The following is a 16502-nucleotide window of genomic DNA, read 5'->3' on the forward strand; positions in this document are numbered from 1 at the left end:
CTCAGCCGCGCCGGATCGTGATCGTCGTCCAGGCGCCCACGTGCACCCGGTCGCCGTCCTGCAGCGGTACCGGCACGAAGGGCTGGATCGGCTCCTCCGAGCCGTTGACCGTCGTACCGTTCGTCGAGTTCTGGTCGACGACCGCCCAGGTGCCGTCCGGCTGCTGGACCAGGACCGCGTGCTGGTGCGAGACGCCCGGGTCCTCCGGCGGCACCGCCAGGTCGATGTCGGGGGTGTCTCCGGTCGAGTGGCGGCGGCGGCCGATGGTGACCTGGTTGCCGGTGAGCGTGCGCTGCTGCTCGGGCGAGTACGCGGGCAGGTTGAGACCCGTGGCCTCCGGCCCCGAGCGCTGCATCATCGCCATGAAGTAGTCGCGGTCCGGGCCGATGGTCGCCGTCCAGGTGACCGGCCCCTGCGGCACCTGCCCGAAGGCGGGGCCGGACGGGGCCTGGGTGGCGCCGGGCTGCGGGTAGCCGTAGCCACCGCCCTGGCCGGAGGGGCCGGTGGACGGCGGGGAGATGACCCAGTCGTCGTCACCGCCGCCGAAGGACGGACCGCCGGCCGGCGGACGGCCGGTCTCCTGCGGGAAGGCCGGGGGCGCGGGCGGGCCGGGCTGCTGGAAGGCCTGCGGAGGGCCACCCGCCGTGGCACCGGGACCCGGGGGCGGCGGAACCGGCCGCGAGGGGTCGCCGCCGAAGGCGCCGGGGGCACCGGGCGGCCCGGGAGGACCAGACGGACCGGAGGGCTCACGGCCGAAGGGCGGCGGACCGCCGGGAGCCTGGCCCCCGCCGAAGTCCGGGCGGCCGGAGGGACCCTGCCCGCCGCCGAACGCCGAGGGGCCGGGGCCGCCGGGGCCGCGCTCGCCGAAGGGCGGCGGACCGCCCTGGCCGCGCTCGCCGCCGAACGGCGTCGGCCCGGACGGCTCGCTGCCGAACTGCGGGATCGGCTCCGCGGGACGGTTCATCTGCGAGGGGCGCGAGCCCTGGTACTCGTACGAGTCACCACCGCCGTAGGACTGGCCGGGCGGCGGCTGGAAACGCGGCGCCCCCTGGCCGGGCCCGGCAGGGCGCGGAGGGGCGGCCGGGGTGTACGAGGTGGCCGTGTTGGTGAGGAAGTTCCACCGGCACTCCTCGCAGAACGGCGCGCCGCCCTCGCGGGGCGTACGGCACTGCGGGCAGAGCTCCGGTTCCAGGTCCGGCACGGCGGACAGGTTCGGTCGGCCGGCGGGGCGTCCGCCGGGGCCGCCCGGAGGCGGTGGCGGGAAGCCGTATCCGCCGCCGGCCGGCGGCGGCGGGGGAGGCGGAGGTACGGCACCGGCCATGCGGTGACCGCAGACCTCGCACCAGTCGTCGGAACCCGACTGGTGTCCGTTCGGGCAGGTCGGCATGTCGGCGCTTCCCCCTCTCTGTCAGGATCTTCCTGAGCTCGCTCTAGGTCACTTCTTTACACGAACAGTCTTTGTGGACCGGGTCTCGAGGGTCATCTCGTCGGCCTCCGCGACCTTCGCCTTCAGTCGCACAGTACCCGTCGCGGCATCCACCACGTCCACCACCTTCGCAAGCAGTTTCGCAGTATCGGCGTTCCCGGAGGCGCTCGCGAGCTGAACGGCCCGGCCAAGTTTGGCCGTTGCTCCGTCCATATCGCCCGCTTTGCGAAGATCCAGCCCCTGCTGGATGGCCTGTGCCAGTTCGGCCTGGCCGGTGTAGTGGGCGACCTGGGGGTTGATCGAGGTGGACGCGACCATGTCGTCGGTCCATACGGCCCTCACCAGGCCCTGGGCGCCGAGGTTCTGCACGGTTCCGTCGGGCTGCGGCACGACCAGGGAGACCCGGGCGGCCAGCATCTCCTGGCCGAGACCGGCCGTGGGGACCTCGACGCAGATGTGGTAGTCACGGGACTCGTCTCCCCAGGAGCCGGTCGGGTAGTCCCCGGCGCGCGGGCCCGCCTCCGTGCGACGGTCCGTCAACTCCACCACCGTCGGCGCCACTTGCTTGACGAACTTGATGGCCGTGCCGACCGGCGTCCACACCCGCAGGGCGACGTCCGCGACCTCCTTGCCCATCGCCGTCTCCATCATCTGCGTGAAGTCGGCGGCGAGGCCCGTCGGGTCGGCGACGATGTCGGCGGTGCCGAGCAGGGCGGAGGCGATTCCTGTGACTTCTTTCACTTCCCAGTCGGTGCCCACGCCCCGGGCGTCACAGGTGAAGCGTCCGGCGCAGGAGTCGAGCGCGGCGCGCAGGTCCTCGGGCGACTCGTGCTCGTTGCGGCCGTCGGTGAGCAGGATGCCGTGCCGGATGGCGACGTCCGCCGAGGACAGCAGACGGTCGGCGAGCCGCAGCCAGGTGCCGATGGCCGTACCGCCGCCGGCGCTGAGCTTGCGCAGCGCCTGCTTGGCCTGGTCGCGGGTGGTGGCGTCGGCGACGGCGAGCCGTCCGTTGCCGGGGTAGACCTCCTTGGCGACGTGCGTGCCGCCGATCACCGCGAAGTGCACGCCGTCGCGCAGGGTGTCGATCGCGGCGGCCGTGGCGTCGCGGGCGTTGCGCATCTTGGTCGGCGGGTAGTCCATCGAGCCCGAGCAGTCGACCATGATCGCCACGGCCGCGGAAGGACCCTGCCCGGCCGAGTACAGATGCGGCGCGCCGACCGCGCTCCCGATGGTGCCGCCGCCCGTCGCCGTCACGGTGACGATCGCGTTGACCTCGCGGCCGCCCTCCGGCAGGTACTCGTTCTGGTACACGTCCATCGAGAACTGCGGCGCGTTCGATTTCGAGAAATTGGCCATGAGTGCTCTGAATCCCCCTCTGACCCCACCAGTTGCGTGGGTGACGACTGTATGCGGACCGGTCCCCTCCGGTCCGCTCAGGGTTCCCCGTATGTGACTGTTGGCTCCGTATGCGGCCTCAGGCCGATCCTGCCCCCTGCGGCGGCGCGGGGAACGGGACGACGGCCACTGTTACGTTGTCGTGGCCCCCGCCGTCCAGCGCGTGCCCGACCAGGACCCGGGCGCTGTGCAGCGGGCGGGTGGCGGCGTCCGACGGGATGGCCTCGGACATCTCCTCCGCCGCCTCCGCGTAGTTCCACAGGCCGTCGGTGCAGACCACCACCACACCCGGCCGGTCCGGCTTGAATGCGGCGGTGTGCGGCTCCAGTTCATAGGCGTCCGCGCCGAGCCAGCCGGTGATCGCGTGGGCGCGCTCGTCGGCGTACGCCTCCGCCTCGCTCATCAGGCCCGCGGCGACCATCTGCGCGGCCCAGGAGTCGTCCTCGGTGAGCCGGGCCGGGGGCGAACTGCGGTCCACCGGCACCCAGTAGGCGCGGCTGTCGCCGACCCAGCCGACGACCAGCAGACCGGAGGTGACCACCGCGCCGACGATCGTGCAGGCCGGGGCGTTCTGGTGCGGGGCGTGCTCACGGGCCGTCGCGGGCTCGTCGGCCAGCGCGTTGACCGCGTGCGAGGCCGCGACGATCGCCTCGTGCATCGCCTGCTGCGGATGCGTACCGCGCGGCAGGGCGGCCAGCAGCGACTCGCCGGCCGCCTGCGACGCGGCGAGCGAGGCGTCGTCGGGACGGGTCGCCGAGGACACGCCGTCGCAGACGATCGCCACGGACGCGGGCATGCCGTCGGGCAGCGCGGTGTGGCCGATGGCGAAGGCGTCCTCGTTGCGGTGGTGGCGCAGCCCGCGGTCGCTGACCGCGGCGACCGGGCCGGACTCCTGCTCCATGTGGTCGCGTTCGCGCGGCTGCGCGTGCCCGCAGTTCTCGCAGTAGCCGTCGCTGTCGACCCGGCCCGCCCGGCAGGCCACGCACACCTTGCTCTCCCCGTCGGCGGCGAGGTCGGCGGCCACCCGCGGGTCCGGTGCCTGCAGCGGGTACTCCTCGGGCTCCGGCGGCCGGTCGAACCGTACGCCCGAGGCCGGGGACACGGGAGAGCCCGACGCGGGCGACAGCGGCGAGCCCCCCGAGTCGGTCCCCGGGAGGTCCGTCGGCAGATGCACCGCCGCCGGTGTGTCGGAGCCGGACGGCTCGGGCGCGACGGGCCAGGGCATACCGTCCGCGGACGCGCCGGCGCCGTTCATGGTGAGCGTCGGGTGGTCCTGCGGCGGCGTGGGCACCACCGACAGGTCGTACCCGCACGCACCGCAGAAACGGTCACCCGACTCAAGCGGCTCCGCGCAGTTCGGGCACTTCGACGGTGCGGCCTGCTGGGGCATCTGCGACATCAACTACACCCACGTCCGGGGGCGGTAACGGTTGGCCCGTTCCACCAGGTCGATCCTCTCCTCGCCGCCGGGCGCGAGCCGGGCCAGCGTGCGGTACGAGCGCTCCAGACCGAAGCGGAGGCCCCGCTCGTCCAGGCCGCTGCCGAGCAGCACCCGCCCGTCGGCGGGAGGCTGTGCGCCCTGGCCACCGGAGAGTATCCAGTCGAGCGCGCTGCCGAGCACCTCCGCCGACAACTGCTCGCGCCGTGCCGGGTCCAGACCGTATGCGTCCAGGGCCTCGACCTGCCTGGCGGCGGCCGTCAGGTCCTCCAGGAACGGCGCGTCCCCGGCCGTCGCCGTGCGCTGCCGAAGCCGCGCCCGTACGGCGGCCACCCGCGCGGCCGTGTAGTGGATCGAGGACTCCGGGACCGACTCCAGCGTCCGTACGGCGCTGCGCCGGTCGCCCGCCGCGAGCTGCACGCGGGCCAGGCCGAACGCCGCGCTCACATAGCTCGGGTCGGTCGACCACACCAGCCGGTAGTACTCCGCGGCGTTGTCCAGCTGGCCGAGCACCTCCGCGCACAGGCCGAGCGCCAGCTTGGGGGCGGGCTCGCCGGGGAAGGCGTCGTAGACCGCGTCGAAGGCGAGCGCGGCCGCCTCGAAGTCACCGGTGACCAGCGAGGTCACGCCCCGGTACCACACCACCCGCCAGTCGTCGGGCTGTTCGTCCTCCAGCTTCGCCAGGGACATCAGCGCGGCCTCGGAGTCGTCGTTCTCCAGCCGGGCACGGATCTGCCGCAGCCGCGTCTCGACGGTCTGCTGCGGAGCCGCGGCCAGCGCGCCGAGCAGCTCACCCGACGCGGAGGCCATCAGGCCCGCCAGGAAACCGGCGTTGGGGTCCGAGGGGTCCACCAGCGGAACGGGCAGCGCCAGGGCGGCGGCGGGCGTGGCGACCGGCTTGACGAGTCCGGTCGCGCCGTTCGGGGACGCCGGAGCGGGCGCGGCAAAGGCCCCCTGCTGTCCGGAGGCTCTCCGCTTTCCGGACGGGACCTCTCTCGCCCCCAGCCGCGACACGTCCCCGGCCGGCTTCGGGAACAACTCCGTGTCGGTGACCTTGAGCTCGGGCCCGAGCAGTGTCGACAGCGCGGGCCGCGCCCGCCCCGTCTGCAGCGACACGACCTCCCGCAGCACACCCGTCAGCTGCTCGGACATCTCCTGGGCGGAGGCGAACCGGCGCGCCGGGTCGGGGTCGGTGGCGCGGACCAGCAGCCGGTAGAAGGACTCGTACTGGCGGAAGACCTCGATGTTGTCCGGGTCCGGCAGAGAGTCCGCGAAGACGTTCGTGTAGCCCTGGAAGTCGAAGGTCAGCACGGCGAGCGTGCGGCCGACGGTGTAGAGGTCGCTCGCCACCGACGGGCCGACCTCCGCGACCTCCGGCGCCTGATAGCCGACCGTGCCGTAGATGGCCGACTCGTCGTCGTCCATCCTGCGCACCGCGCCCATGTCGATCAGCTTGAGCTGGTCCTCGGTCTGGATCGCGTTGTCGACCTTGAAGTCGCAGTAGAGCAGATTGCGGCTGTGCAGATGGCCGAGCGCCTCCAGGGCCTCGATGCCGTACGCGCACGCCTGCTCCACCGACAGCGGATCCCGTCTGCCGTCCGGCGTGCGGCGCGCGTTGGCGATCTCCTTCAGCGACTTGCCGCCGACGTACTCCATGACGATGTAGCCGTCGAGCGAGCCGGTGCGCTGGTCGAGGTGTTCCACGAAGTTGTAGATCCGCACGATGTTGGCGTGCTCGATCTCCGCGAGGAAGCGCCGCTCGGAGATCGCCGCCGCCATCGCGTCCTGGTCACCGGTGTCCAGCAGGCCCTTGAGCACCACCCAGCGGTCGGAGACCGCCCGGTCCACCGCGAGGTAGATCCAGCCCAGACCGCCGTGCGCCAGACAGCCCACGACCTCGTACTGGCCGTGCACGATGTCGCCGGACTTCAGCTTCGGCACGAACGAGTAGGGGTTGCCGCACTTGGTGCAGAAGCCCTCCGTACGGCCCTCGCGCTCACCCCGCGCCCGCCCCACCGGCGCCCCGCAGTCCGAGCGCGAGCAGAACCGCTTGCGCTCGGGCACCTCCGGGTTCTCCAGCACCATCGCGCGCGGGTCGGGCCGCGGCACCTGGGGCACCGTCACCAACCCGGCGCCCAGCCGGGAACGCCCGGACGAGCCGGAGGCGGAGCCGGAGCTGCGCACCGACACCGAGCGGCCGGTGGACTTGCCCGACACCGAGCGCGACAGCCGCCCCGACACCGAACGCCGCGACTTCGACGACTGCGACGACGTACGCGAACTGCGGGCACTGGCACGCGAACCGCCGCTGCCCGCCGAGTCCTTGCCGCTGCCGCTGATCCCGGTGGGCGGCGAACCGACCATCCCTTCCCCAAGCTCTCGGCTTCGCTCGAGCAGGGGAGACCCCAATGCGGAGACGACGGGAGCCAGACCGCACGTGTCGCAGTACAACTCACCGCCGCCCACGTCCTCGTACGACCCCTCACAGCCGGGCCGCTGACATGTCTGCCCTGCCTGACTCATGGCTGGCTACTCCCCCCTCCGGTCCTGAGGCCCGCCCTGCCCCGGCACCCGCGGGGCGCCCAGCAGTTCGGCCGCCGCCTGCTGATAACGCAGTACGGCCTGTTCGGCCACGCGCAGGTCGCACGGCGCGCTCCACAGCATGCGGCGCGCCGCGTCGTACCGCTCGACGAGGAACGGATCCTCCGCGAGTCCGTGCCGGGCGATCTTGGCCTTGTACGCGTCCAGACGGCCGCGCAGCTCGGCGCGGACCGCCAGCGGCGCGGTGACCGCGGTCAACGACTCGCGGGCGCGCAGCAGTTCGTCCTCCGCCTTCTGCTCCAGGGACTCCAGGAGCGGCGACAGACGGTGCCACTGGGCCTGTCTGCGGTACTCGGCGGCGGCCGCCAGCTGCTCCTGCAGCACGGTCGGCGGCCCGCTGACGACCGGCACCTCCGTGGCGGCGATCTTCGCGAGGACCTCGCCGCGCGCGGTGCGCGCCTCGGCGAGCGTGCGGTCCGCGCGGGAGAGCACGTCCCGCAGCTTCACCAGGCGCTGCTCGGCGTCCTGCCGGACCGTCAGCACGGCGTCGATCTCCCGGCGTACCTCCTCCAGGGCCCGCGCCTCACGGTCGTACACCGTCGTGTCCGGACGGCCGCCGCCCGGAGCCGAACTGCCCGGTGTCGGCACCCAGAAGGCGAGCGGATCGGAGACGACCTCCTCGCGCAGCTTCGTCAGCGTGCGCGTGATCCGCTCCAGGTCGTCGCCGGACGGGTGCTCGCCGGGGCGCACACCGACGGAGTGCGCGAGTTTGCGGGTGCGCTGGAGCTCCGCGGCGAGTAAATCGATGCGGGCGGGCAGCGCCGACCACACCGCGTCGGCGGCCACGACCATGTCCAGCGAGCTCGCGTACAGCTCGTTCATCCGCTCCACGAGCGCCGCCAGCGTGAACTGCTGGCTGAGCCGGCCCGCCGCGGACAGCAGCGTCGGCGCGTTCGCCGTCGCCGTGGCGCTGCCCGCGACCGTGACGGACTCGCCGCGCAGCAGTTCGGTCAGCTCCAGCAGGTCCTCGCGGCTGGACCAGCGGCGCCGGGCGCGGATCTCCCGGGCGCTGCGCAGCGCGGCCGTGTACGCGTCGAAGTACGCCCACAGCAGGGTGATCGACGCCTCCGCGGCCGTCCAGCGCTCCTTGGTCGTGCCGGTGAGCTCGGCGCCTTCGAGGAGTCTGCGGCCCGCGTGGTCCTGCAGGGCGAGCAGCGAGCTCTCGATCGCCTCGTGCTCCGCGCCGAGCCGCGCCAGCGCACGGTCCACCTCGTCCCGGTCCATCACCGGCCCGGCGGGGTCCGTGACGCCCATCGATCACCTCTCGCTGCTGTGTGGGGTCTGTGTCGGCTGTGTGTTCGCGATCCGTTCGACCGGAGGTCTTCCCGGAGGTCTGCCCGGAGATCGCCCGGGTGACGCCCGGTCAGCTCTTGCGCAGATATTCCGGCGCGGGCGGCTTCGACGGCGTCGCGTCCTCCCCCAGTGTCGCCGACAGCCACTTGTCGTACGACGCCTGCCAGCCGTTGGCGCGGTAGCCCACCAGGATCTGATTGACCCGGCGTACCAGATCGTCGGCATCCTTCTTCATCGCCACGCCGTAGTACTCGGTGGTGAAGGCGGAACCCTTCAGGGCGACCGTCGGGTCCTGGGCGGCCTGGCTCGCGGCCAGCGCGCCGTCGGTGACCACGGCGTCGACCTCGCCCAGCTGCAGCCGCACCAGGCAGTCGAGCTGGTTGGGGACGTTGTGGTCGATGTCGGCCGAGGAGACCGGCTTGCCGGCCTTGCGGTCCGCGTCCAGCTTGGCGAACGCCGTGGACCCCGACGCCGTGCAGATCTTCTTGCCCGCCAGCGACTTGTCGTAGCCCGTGATGGACGAGGACTTGGGCGCCAGGACCGTCTGGCCCGTCTTGAAGTACGGGGCGGAGAACGCGACCTGGTCCAGCCGGTCGCAGTTGATGGTCATCGTGCGGACGACCATGTCGACCCGGCCGTCCTGGATCGCCGGGATGCGCTGGCTGGTCGGGATCGCCTTGAACTGGACCGCGGTCGGGTCGCCGAGGATGTCCTGGGCGATCCGGTGGACCAGGTCGATGTCGAAGCCTTCCAGCTCCGCGTCCTTGTTGTTCGGGTTGCGGTAGCCCCAGTGGTAGCTGTTCTGGTCGACGCCGACGATCAGCTTCCGCTTCGCGCCCGTGCGGGCCTTGATCGCGTCGATCGTCGGGCCGTCCGCGCCGGACGGGGACAGCGTCTGCTTCTGGGCCTCCGAGTCCTTGCAGCCGTCCGCCCGCGCCTGGCTGCCGTTGGCCACGCCCTGGCCGCCGAGGCCCGCGGCGCCGTCCCCGTCGCCGTGCGTCTGAGTCAGCGGCAGCAGCAGGGCGAACGCCAGCGCCACGGCGCAGACGACCGCCATCGCGCCCACTCCGCCCCAGCCGCGCAGGGAGGCCCGCACACGGCGAAAAAAGCCCTTGCGTGCGTTCATCGTCACGCCCCCTTTCACCGGTACTCCGAAAGCCTGCGCCCGATGCCGAGCAGTGCGCCCGCCGCGCCCAGGACGGCCAGCACGGCCGCACCGATGGGCAGTCCGGTCATCGCGTCCCGGCCGTCACCGGCCGACTGCCCGAACTCGGCCTGCTCGTGCGCGATCGCGGTCTTCAGGTTGTCGTCGACACTGTCGAAGCATTCGCCGGTGGCGCCCTTGGCGCCGATCACCTTGTCCAGCGCCTGCTGGTAGTTGCCGTTCTCGTCCTCGGTACGGGCCGACGCGTGGCGTTGCTTCCACACCGTCATATTGCCCTCGGCCGCCTTGACCGGCTTGCTGCCCGCCTGGTCGTCGGCCAGCCGCTCCGCCGCCGTCAGACCCTTGCCCAGGGCCTTCATGTCCTTGTCGAAGTCGTAGTAGAACGCGTCGTACGTCGTCTCGCCGACCGTGATCGTCTCGGCGCCGCGGGCCACCAGGCTCAGGTTCTCGTTGCCGCGGGCCTTGAGGGAGGCGATGCGGGCGTCGTGCAGCACGTTCAGCGAGCGCACGCCGTGGTCGTAGGAGTCGTTCAGCCCCGCGCGGGCGATGCTGTGGCCGACGACCAGCCACAGCAGGACCACCGTCGCGAAGGCCGTGGCGCCGACCAGGCCGTGGTTCAGCACCCGGTTGGTGCGCCGGTAGTTGCGGTGCTGGGCCCAGGCGAGCGCGGCCAGGACGAGAACGCCGAGGGCGATCGCCGCCCACGGGTAGGGGGTGGCGTTCCCGTAGTCGGACCGGAGCTTGTCGTTCTCCTTCTTGTAGAGGTCCTCCGCCGCCGGGAGCATCTCGTTCTGCATCTTGTCGTTGGCGTAGCGCAGATAGGCGCCGCCGACCGGATAGCCCTGCCGGTTGTAGGTGCGGGCCCGCTCGACCAGCCCCTTGTACTCCGGGAGGAGCTTGTTGAGCTTGGATATCGCGGCCTCGGAGGGCGAGCCCGGGTCGGAGGCCGCGGCCGCCGTGACCAGCTTGGCGGCGGCCGTGCTGATGTCCTTCTCGTACCGGTCGCGGGAGGCGGCCGTCTCCTGGCCGCCCGCCAGGAAGCCGCTGGAGGCGGCCGTGTTGGCGTCCGCCAGGGAGCGGTAGATGTCGGCCGCGTCCGAGCTGAGCGGCTGGCTGCTGTGCAGCACGTCGTCGGCGGCGGCCGCGCGGTCGGTCGTCTGCCAGGCGGTGACCGCGCCGAACGCGACGACCAGGAGGGCCAGTACGGCACCGATGATGCGCAGCCGGCCGGGTTCGGTGGTCGTCGCGGCGCGCAGCCGCTCGGCGCCCTCGGCGAACGCCGTACGACGCGGCTGCCCCGGCCGGCCCGCGGGCGCGGGGGGTCGGGGCTGGGGCGGGACGGCCGGCACGGTGGGCATGCCGGACCCCGGTCCTGGTGGTGCCGTGCTGCTTGTCGGCGGGTGTGTCACTGTTGACCTCCCCCATGGTCATCGTTCGCCGCCAGTATCGCTGCCCGGACTGACATTCCGCACCGGCCTTCACTGGATCTTGATCGGATCGCAGTCCGGTCGACTTGCGGCGCGGTGCGCTGTCCGCACCACCCCCTGCCCATGAATACGCTGCGCGAATCTGTTCGGTTCCCTCGTGCGGGCCGCCCCGCTCAGGACTCCCAGTGGGCCCGCGCCCGCTCCTGTGCCTCCGCGTCCGCGCCCACCCGGTCGAGCCCCAGCAGCGCCGCCCCCAGCACCGGGCTCGCCGTCACCACACGCGCCATCGCCTTCGGCGCCCGCGCCGACAGCAGGTCCCGGATGCCGTCGTCGAGTTGGGGATGGCCGGCGGTGAGGACACCCCCGCCCAGCAGCACGGGCGTCTCCTCGTCCAGCAGCTGGAGCCGGGTCAGGGCGACGGTGGCCATGGTCACCACCTCCTCGGCCAGGCGGGCGACGACCGAGCGCGCCACGGCGTCACCGCGCGCGGCCGTCTCGAACAGCACCGGCGTCAACTCGTGGCGCCGGGCGTGCGCGACGTGCTCCAGGTGCAGGGCCTCGATGAGCGCGTACATCGAGTCGAGCCCGAAGTGGGCCGGAAGGGTCCGGGTCAGTTCCGTCGGGCCCCCGCGCCCGTCCTCCGCGCGGGCCGCGTGCCACAGCGCCTCCTCGGCCAGCCCCCAGCCGCCGCCCCAGTCACCGGAGATACGGCCGAGGGCCGGGAAACGGGCGGTGCGTCCGTCGGGGCGCATGCCGACGCAGTTGATGCCCGCGCCGCAGACCACCGCCACACCGCGCGGCTCGGTCACGCCCGCCCGCAGGATCGCGAACGTGTCGTTGCGGACCTCCACCGACGCGCCCCACCCGCGCGCGTGCAGCGCGGTCGCCAGCTGTTCCTCCTCCACGGGCAGATCGGCGTTCGCCAGACAGGCGGAGACATGGGAGACGGCGGTGACCCCGGCGTCGGCGTAGGCCCGCGCGATGGCCGCGGCCAGTTCGTCCACCGCCGTCTCCACCCCCACCGCGGGCGGCCGGAACCCGCCGCCGCGTGCCGTGGCCAGGACTTCCCCGTCCCTCGCCAGCACTGCGACGTCGGTCTTGCTGTTGCCCGCGTCGATGGCGAGGACACTTGCGGTCAGGCCCACGCGAGGTGCTCCCGGTTGTGCGCGACGAGTCGGTCGGTCAGGGCTTCGGCGTACTCGTACTGGCCGATCAGCGGATGGGACAGCAGCGCCTTGAAGACCCGGTCCCGGCCGCCGCGCAGCGCCGCCTCCAGGGCCAGCTCCTCGTACGCCGTCACGTTCGCCACCAGGCCGGCGAACAGCGGATCCACCGCGGGCACCGGCAGCGGGACGGGCCCCTTCGGGCCGACCGCCGCCTGCACCTCGATCACCGCGTCGTCCGGCAGGAAGGGCAGCGTGCCCCCGTTGTACGCGTTCACCACCTGGTACGTGCTGCCGGCGCCGCCCAGCAGCGACGCGGCCAGGTCCACGGCGGCCTCCGAGTAGTAGGCGCCGCCCCGCTTGGCGAGCAGTTCCGGCTTCTCGTCCAGGGCCGGATCGCCGTACATCCGCAGCAGTTCGCGTTCCATGGCGGCCACTTCCGCCGCCCGGGAGGGCTTGGTGCGCAGCTCCCGCACCACCGCGTCGTGCGCGTAGTAGTAGCGCAGGTAGTACGAGGGGACCACGCCGAGCCGGTCCAGGAGCGGGCGGGGCAGCCGCAGGTCGTCGGCGACGGCGTCGCCGTGCTCGGCCAGCAGCTTCGGCAGGACGTTCTCGCCCTCGGGACCGCCGAGCCGTACACCTGTCTCCCAGGTGAGGTGGTTGAGGCCGACGTGGTCCAGATGGACGTCGGCCGCTGCCACGCCGAGCAGCGCCGCGAACTTCCGCTGGAAGCCGATCGCCACGTTGCACAGCCCCACCGCCCGGTGCCCGGCCTGGAGCAGCGCACGGGTCACGATGCCCACCGGGTTGGTGAAGTCGATGATCCAGGCGCGCGGGTTGGCGCGCCGGACCCGCTCGGCGATGTCGAGGACGACGGGCACCGTCCGCAGCGCCTTGGCCAGGCCGCCCGCGCCGGTGGTCTCCTGGCCGATGCAGCCGCACTCCAGGGGCCAGGTCTCGTCCTGCTGCCGGGCCGCCTGCCCGCCGACGCGGAGCTGAAGCAGCACGGCGTCGGCGCCGTCGACGCCCGCGTCCAGGTCTGCGGTGGTGACGATACGTCCGCTGTGGCCCTGCTTGGCGAAGATGCGCCGGGCGAGCCCGCCGACCAGCTCCAGGCGCTCGGCGGCGGGGTCGACGAGGACCAGTTCCTCGATGGGCAGGGTGTCCCTGAGCCGGGCGAAGCCGTCGATGAGTTCGGGGGTGTAGGTCGAGCCTCCGCCGACCACGGTGAGTTTCACTGAGGGTTCCCTCGCTTCTTGAGGTGGGGGACGACGGTCATCGGCCGGGGGTCCGGGGGTTGCCCCCCGGGCAGGCGCGGCATACGGGGTCAGCCCTTCACTCCGGTGAGCGTGACGCCCTCGACAAACGCCTTCTGGGCGAAGAAGAACACGAGGATCACGGGGGCCATGACCAGCACCGTCGCGGCCATGGTGAGGTTCCAGTCGGTGTGGTGCGCGCCCTTGAAGGACTCCAGGCCGTAGCTCAGCGTCCAGGCGCCCGGGTTCTCGGACGCGTAGATCTGCGGGCCGAAGTAGTCGTTCCAGGCGTAGAAGAACTGGAAGAGCGCGACGGCCGCGATGCCGGGCTTCGCCATGGGCAGGACGACCTTCAGCAAAGTCCGCAGCTCGCCGCAGCCGTCCACCCTGGCCGCGTCCAGATACTCGTTGGGGATGGTCATCAGGAACTGGCGCAGCAGGAAGATGGAGAACGCGTCGCCGAACGCCATCGGGATCATCAGCGGCCACAGCGTGCCGGACAGATCGAGCTGCTTCGCCCAGAACAGATACATCGGGATGATGATCACCTGCGGTGGCAGCATCATCATCGAGATCACCAGCATGAGTGACAGGTTCCGGCCCCGGAAGCGGAACTTGGCGAGCGCGTACGCCACCGGGACCGACGACAGGACCGTCAGGGCGGTGCCCAGGCCGGCGTAGATCAGGGTGTTCTTCCACCAGGTCAGAAAGCCCGGGGTGTCGAACACCTTTTTGTAGTTGCCCCACTCCCAGGTGTGTGGGATCAGATCCCGGCTCAGCGCCTGGCTGTCGCTCATCAGCGAGGTCAGGAGCACGAAGACGAAGGGCAGGGTGAAGAAGAGGGCGGCGGCGAGCCCGAGGGAGTGGACCGCGATCCACTCCAGGAGCGCCTTGCGGCGGGCGGTGCGCTCGGCGGGCGACACGGCCGGCCGCAGCTCCACCGGCTTGTCCAGTACCTGGGCCATGGTCAGTCACCTGCCTGGATGAGACCGCCCCGGCGCCGCATCAGGAACGCGGTGAACACCATCGACAGGGCGAAGAGGACGAGGGCGACGACACACGCGGAGCCGTAGTCGAAGCGCTGGAAGCCGAGGTTGTAGACGAGCTGCGGGAGGGTGAGCGTGGACTTCTCCGGGTAGCCGGGCTCGAACTGCGTGCCCGCGCCCTGGATCACACCGGAGGCGACCTTCCCCGCGATCAGTGGCTGTGTGTAGTACTGCATCGTCTGGATCACTCCGGTGACGACCGCGAACATCACGATGGGGGAGATGTTCGGCAGCGTGACGTACCGGAAGCGCTGCCAGGCCGACGCGCCGTCCAGCTCCGCCGCCTCGTACTGCTCCGTCGGCACATCCAGCAGCGCGGCCATGAAGATGACCATGAGGTCGCCGACGCCCCACAGGGCCAGCAGCGTGAGGGCCGGCTTGGACCAGGCCGGGTCGTTGAACCAGCCCGGCGCCGGGATGCCGATCTTCTCCAGGATGGAGTTGACCGGTCCCGTACCGGGGTTGAGCAGGAAGGCGAAGGCCATCGTGGCCGCGACCGGCGGGGCGAGGTAGGGCAGGTAGAAGAGCGTGCGGAAGACACCCGTACCCGTCTTGATCTTCGTGATGAGCATGCCGACGCCGAGTCCGAAGACGACCCGGAGGGTGACCATCACGAGGACCAGCCACAGTGTGTTGCGCAGGGCGGGCCAGAAGAGGGGATAGTGCTCGAAGACATACGTCCAGTTCTTCGTTCCGCTCCACGTCGGCGGTTTGAAACCGTCGTAGTGCATGAACGAGAAATACACCGTCGAGATCAGCGGATACGCGAAGAACACCGCGAAGCCGATCAGCCAGGGCGACATGAAGGCGGCCGTGCGAAGCGCCGCCCGGCGGCGCTTCGACGCGAGAGTGATGGCGCTCATTACTTCGCCTGGGCGATGTCCGTGTCGATCTGCGTGGCCGTCTTCTTCAGCCCCGCCTTCAGATCGGTGACCTTTCCGCTCTCGTAGTCGTATCCGAACTGCTGGATCGTCACCAGGTACACACCGCCGTTGATCGAGGCGGGAGTCGTCGTCGAATTCGGGTTCGCGGCGATGTCCAGGAACGTCTTGAACCGCGGGTCGTACTTCAGCTTCGGCGACTTCAGCGCGGCCAGCGTGGACGGCACGTTGTGGATGGCGTTGGAGAAGCCCACCACCGCGTCCGTGTCGGTGGTCATGTACTTCACCAGCTCCCAGGCCGCGTTCTGCTTCTTGCTGGTGGCGGCGATGCCCGCGATGGTGCCGGTGATGTAGCCCTTGCCGTACTGGTCCGCCTGGTCGTCGGGTACGGGCAGCGGCGCGACGCCGATCTCGAACTTCGGCTTGGCATCCTCGGCCATGCCCAGACGCCACTCGCCGTCGAGCTGCATGGCGACCTGGCCGGTGTGGAAGGGGTGCTTGGCGCCCCATTCGTCGCCGAGGGTGGAGCGGAACTTCTCCAGCTTCTGGAAGCCGCCGAGTTCGTCGACGAGCTTCTTCTGGAGCTTGAAACCGGCCTCGAACGCCGGGTCCTTGGCGAGGTCCGACTTTCCGCTGCTGTCGAAGTACGTCGGGGAGAACTGGGCGAAGTAGTGCTCCGTGGTGGATTCCCAGCCGTGGTAGTTCGGCATGAATCCGAGCTGCTTGTAGCTGTCGCCCTGGGGGATCGTCAGCTTCTTGGCGTCGGCCTCGAATTCGGACCAGGTCTTCGGCGGGCCGGCGATGCCCGCCTTCTCGAACGCCGTCTTGTTGTAGTAGAGCCCGTACGCGTCACCCAGCAGCGGCACCGAGCAGCGATTGCCGTCGAACCGGGTGTACTCGTTCATCGCCTTCGGGAAGGTCGTCTCCGGGTCGATTCCCGACTTCTTGAAGAAGGGGTTCAGATCGACCAGGGCGCCCGACGAGCAGAACTTGCCGACGTTGTTGGTGGTGAAGGAGGAGATGACGTCGGGGGCCCGGTCGCCGCCGGTGCGCAGTGCCTGGTTGATCTTGTCGTCGGTCATATTGCCGACGACGTTCACATGGATGTTGGGGTGGGCCTTCTCGAAGCCGGCGATCAGCGCCTTGATCCCGGCCACCTCGTTCGGCGCGCTCCAGGCGTGCCAGAAGTTGATGGTGGTGTCCTTGGATGCGTCGTCGTCGGCGCCCGAACTCGACTGGCCGGTACAGGCGGTGGTGAGCAGGACGGCGGAGGCGGTGAGGGCAAAAGCCGCCTTTCGGGCGACTTTGGGTATGGCTGTGGGCATGGCGAGGTCTCCCAGGGACGGGGCGTGGGCGAGAGAGGAGGTGGAAGGAGAGGGGAAGAAGAGGAGGAGAGGGGGAGGTATGGGGG

The 16502-nt window shown here is 71.3% G+C and carries 12 protein-coding genes; all 12 read right to left on the reverse strand.

What is annotated here, in order from left to right; translation table 11 throughout:
* Position 1 precedes the first annotated feature (1 nt).
* Positions 2-1387 (reverse strand): FHA domain-containing protein, encoded by a 1386-nt coding sequence (locus ACZ4EG_RS01690; RefSeq protein ID WP_467789163.1) that lies wholly within the window; start codon positions 1385-1387, stop codon positions 2-4.
* Between the two features lie 48 nt (positions 1388-1435).
* Positions 1436-2782: a vWA domain-containing protein gene (locus tag ACZ4EG_RS01695; protein WP_453552488.1), complete on the reverse strand. Its 1347-nt coding sequence runs from the start codon at positions 2780-2782 to the stop codon at positions 1436-1438.
* Positions 2783-2900: 118 nt separating this feature from the next.
* Positions 2901-4220, reverse strand: a complete 1320-nt coding sequence (locus ACZ4EG_RS01700) for a PP2C family serine/threonine-protein phosphatase (protein ID WP_467789164.1) — start codon at positions 4218-4220, stop codon at positions 2901-2903.
* A 3-nt stretch (positions 4221-4223) separates the two neighbouring features.
* A complete protein-coding gene (locus ACZ4EG_RS01705; RefSeq protein ID WP_467789165.1) occupies positions 4224-6782 on the reverse strand; it encodes a serine/threonine-protein kinase in 2559 nt (852 codons plus the stop codon).
* Positions 6783-6788: 6 nt separating this feature from the next.
* On the reverse strand, positions 6789-8114 hold the full coding sequence (locus ACZ4EG_RS01710) for a coiled-coil domain-containing protein (protein WP_453552480.1): 1326 nt from the start codon (positions 8112-8114) through the stop codon (positions 6789-6791).
* Between the two features lie 109 nt (positions 8115-8223).
* Positions 8224-9279 (reverse strand): glutamate ABC transporter substrate-binding protein, encoded by a 1056-nt coding sequence (locus ACZ4EG_RS01715; RefSeq protein ID WP_453552478.1) that lies wholly within the window; start codon positions 9277-9279, stop codon positions 8224-8226.
* A 14-nt stretch (positions 9280-9293) separates the two neighbouring features.
* Positions 9294-10676: a hypothetical protein gene (locus tag ACZ4EG_RS01720; RefSeq protein ID WP_467789166.1), complete on the reverse strand. Its 1383-nt coding sequence runs from the start codon at positions 10674-10676 to the stop codon at positions 9294-9296.
* Positions 10677-10918: 242 nt separating this feature from the next.
* On the reverse strand, positions 10919-11890 hold the full coding sequence (locus ACZ4EG_RS01725; protein ID WP_467789167.1) for an N-acetylglucosamine kinase: 972 nt from the start codon (positions 11888-11890) through the stop codon (positions 10919-10921).
* A complete protein-coding gene (locus tag ACZ4EG_RS01730) occupies positions 11881-13146 on the reverse strand; it encodes a 6-phospho-beta-glucosidase (protein ID WP_453552472.1) in 1266 nt (421 codons plus the stop codon). The genes ACZ4EG_RS01725 and ACZ4EG_RS01730 overlap by 10 nt, the downstream gene beginning before the upstream one ends.
* A gap of 89 nt (positions 13147-13235) precedes the next feature.
* On the reverse strand, positions 13236-14129 hold the full coding sequence (locus ACZ4EG_RS01735) for a carbohydrate ABC transporter permease (protein ID WP_453552470.1): 894 nt from the start codon (positions 14127-14129) through the stop codon (positions 13236-13238).
* A gap of 2 nt (positions 14130-14131) precedes the next feature.
* On the reverse strand, positions 14132-15073 hold the full coding sequence (locus ACZ4EG_RS01740; protein WP_390706659.1) for a carbohydrate ABC transporter permease: 942 nt from the start codon (positions 15071-15073) through the stop codon (positions 14132-14134).
* Complete coding sequence (locus ACZ4EG_RS01745) at positions 15073-16416, reverse strand: ABC transporter substrate-binding protein (protein ID WP_467789168.1); 1344 nt, start codon at positions 16414-16416, stop codon at positions 15073-15075. Before ACZ4EG_RS01745 ends, ACZ4EG_RS01740 begins: the two co-directional genes overlap by 1 nt.
* Positions 16417-16502: the final 86 nt, after the last annotated feature.

The sequence above is a fragment of the Streptomyces sp. NPDC025638 genome, from assembly GCF_055558775.1.

Bases quoted from the DNA above. Each gene is read 5' to 3' on its own strand.
- ACZ4EG_RS01690 (WP_467789163.1), bottom strand. From the start codon at position 1,387: ATGCCGACCTGCCCGAACGGACACCAGTCGGGTTCCGACGACTGGTGC.
- ACZ4EG_RS01695 (WP_453552488.1), bottom strand. From the start codon at position 2,782: ATGGCCAATTTCTCGAAATCGAACGCGCCGCAGTTCTCGATGGACGTG.
- ACZ4EG_RS01700 (WP_467789164.1), bottom strand. From the start codon at position 4,220: ATGTCGCAGATGCCCCAGCAGGCCGCACCGTCGAAGTGCCCGAACTGC.
- ACZ4EG_RS01705 (WP_467789165.1), bottom strand. From the start codon at position 6,782: ATGAGTCAGGCAGGGCAGACATGTCAGCGGCCCGGCTGTGAGGGGTCG.
- ACZ4EG_RS01710 (WP_453552480.1), bottom strand. From the start codon at position 8,114: ATGGGCGTCACGGACCCCGCCGGGCCGGTGATGGACCGGGACGAGGTG.
- ACZ4EG_RS01715 (WP_453552478.1), bottom strand. From the start codon at position 9,279: ATGAACGCACGCAAGGGCTTTTTTCGCCGTGTGCGGGCCTCCCTGCGC.
- ACZ4EG_RS01720 (WP_467789166.1), bottom strand. From the start codon at position 10,676: ATGCCCACCGTGCCGGCCGTCCCGCCCCAGCCCCGACCCCCCGCGCCC.
- ACZ4EG_RS01735 (WP_453552470.1), bottom strand. From the start codon at position 14,129: ATGGCCCAGGTACTGGACAAGCCGGTGGAGCTGCGGCCGGCCGTGTCG.
- ACZ4EG_RS01740 (WP_390706659.1), bottom strand. From the start codon at position 15,073: ATGAGCGCCATCACTCTCGCGTCGAAGCGCCGCCGGGCGGCGCTTCGC.
- ACZ4EG_RS01745 (WP_467789168.1), bottom strand. From the start codon at position 16,416: ATGCCCACAGCCATACCCAAAGTCGCCCGAAAGGCGGCTTTTGCCCTC.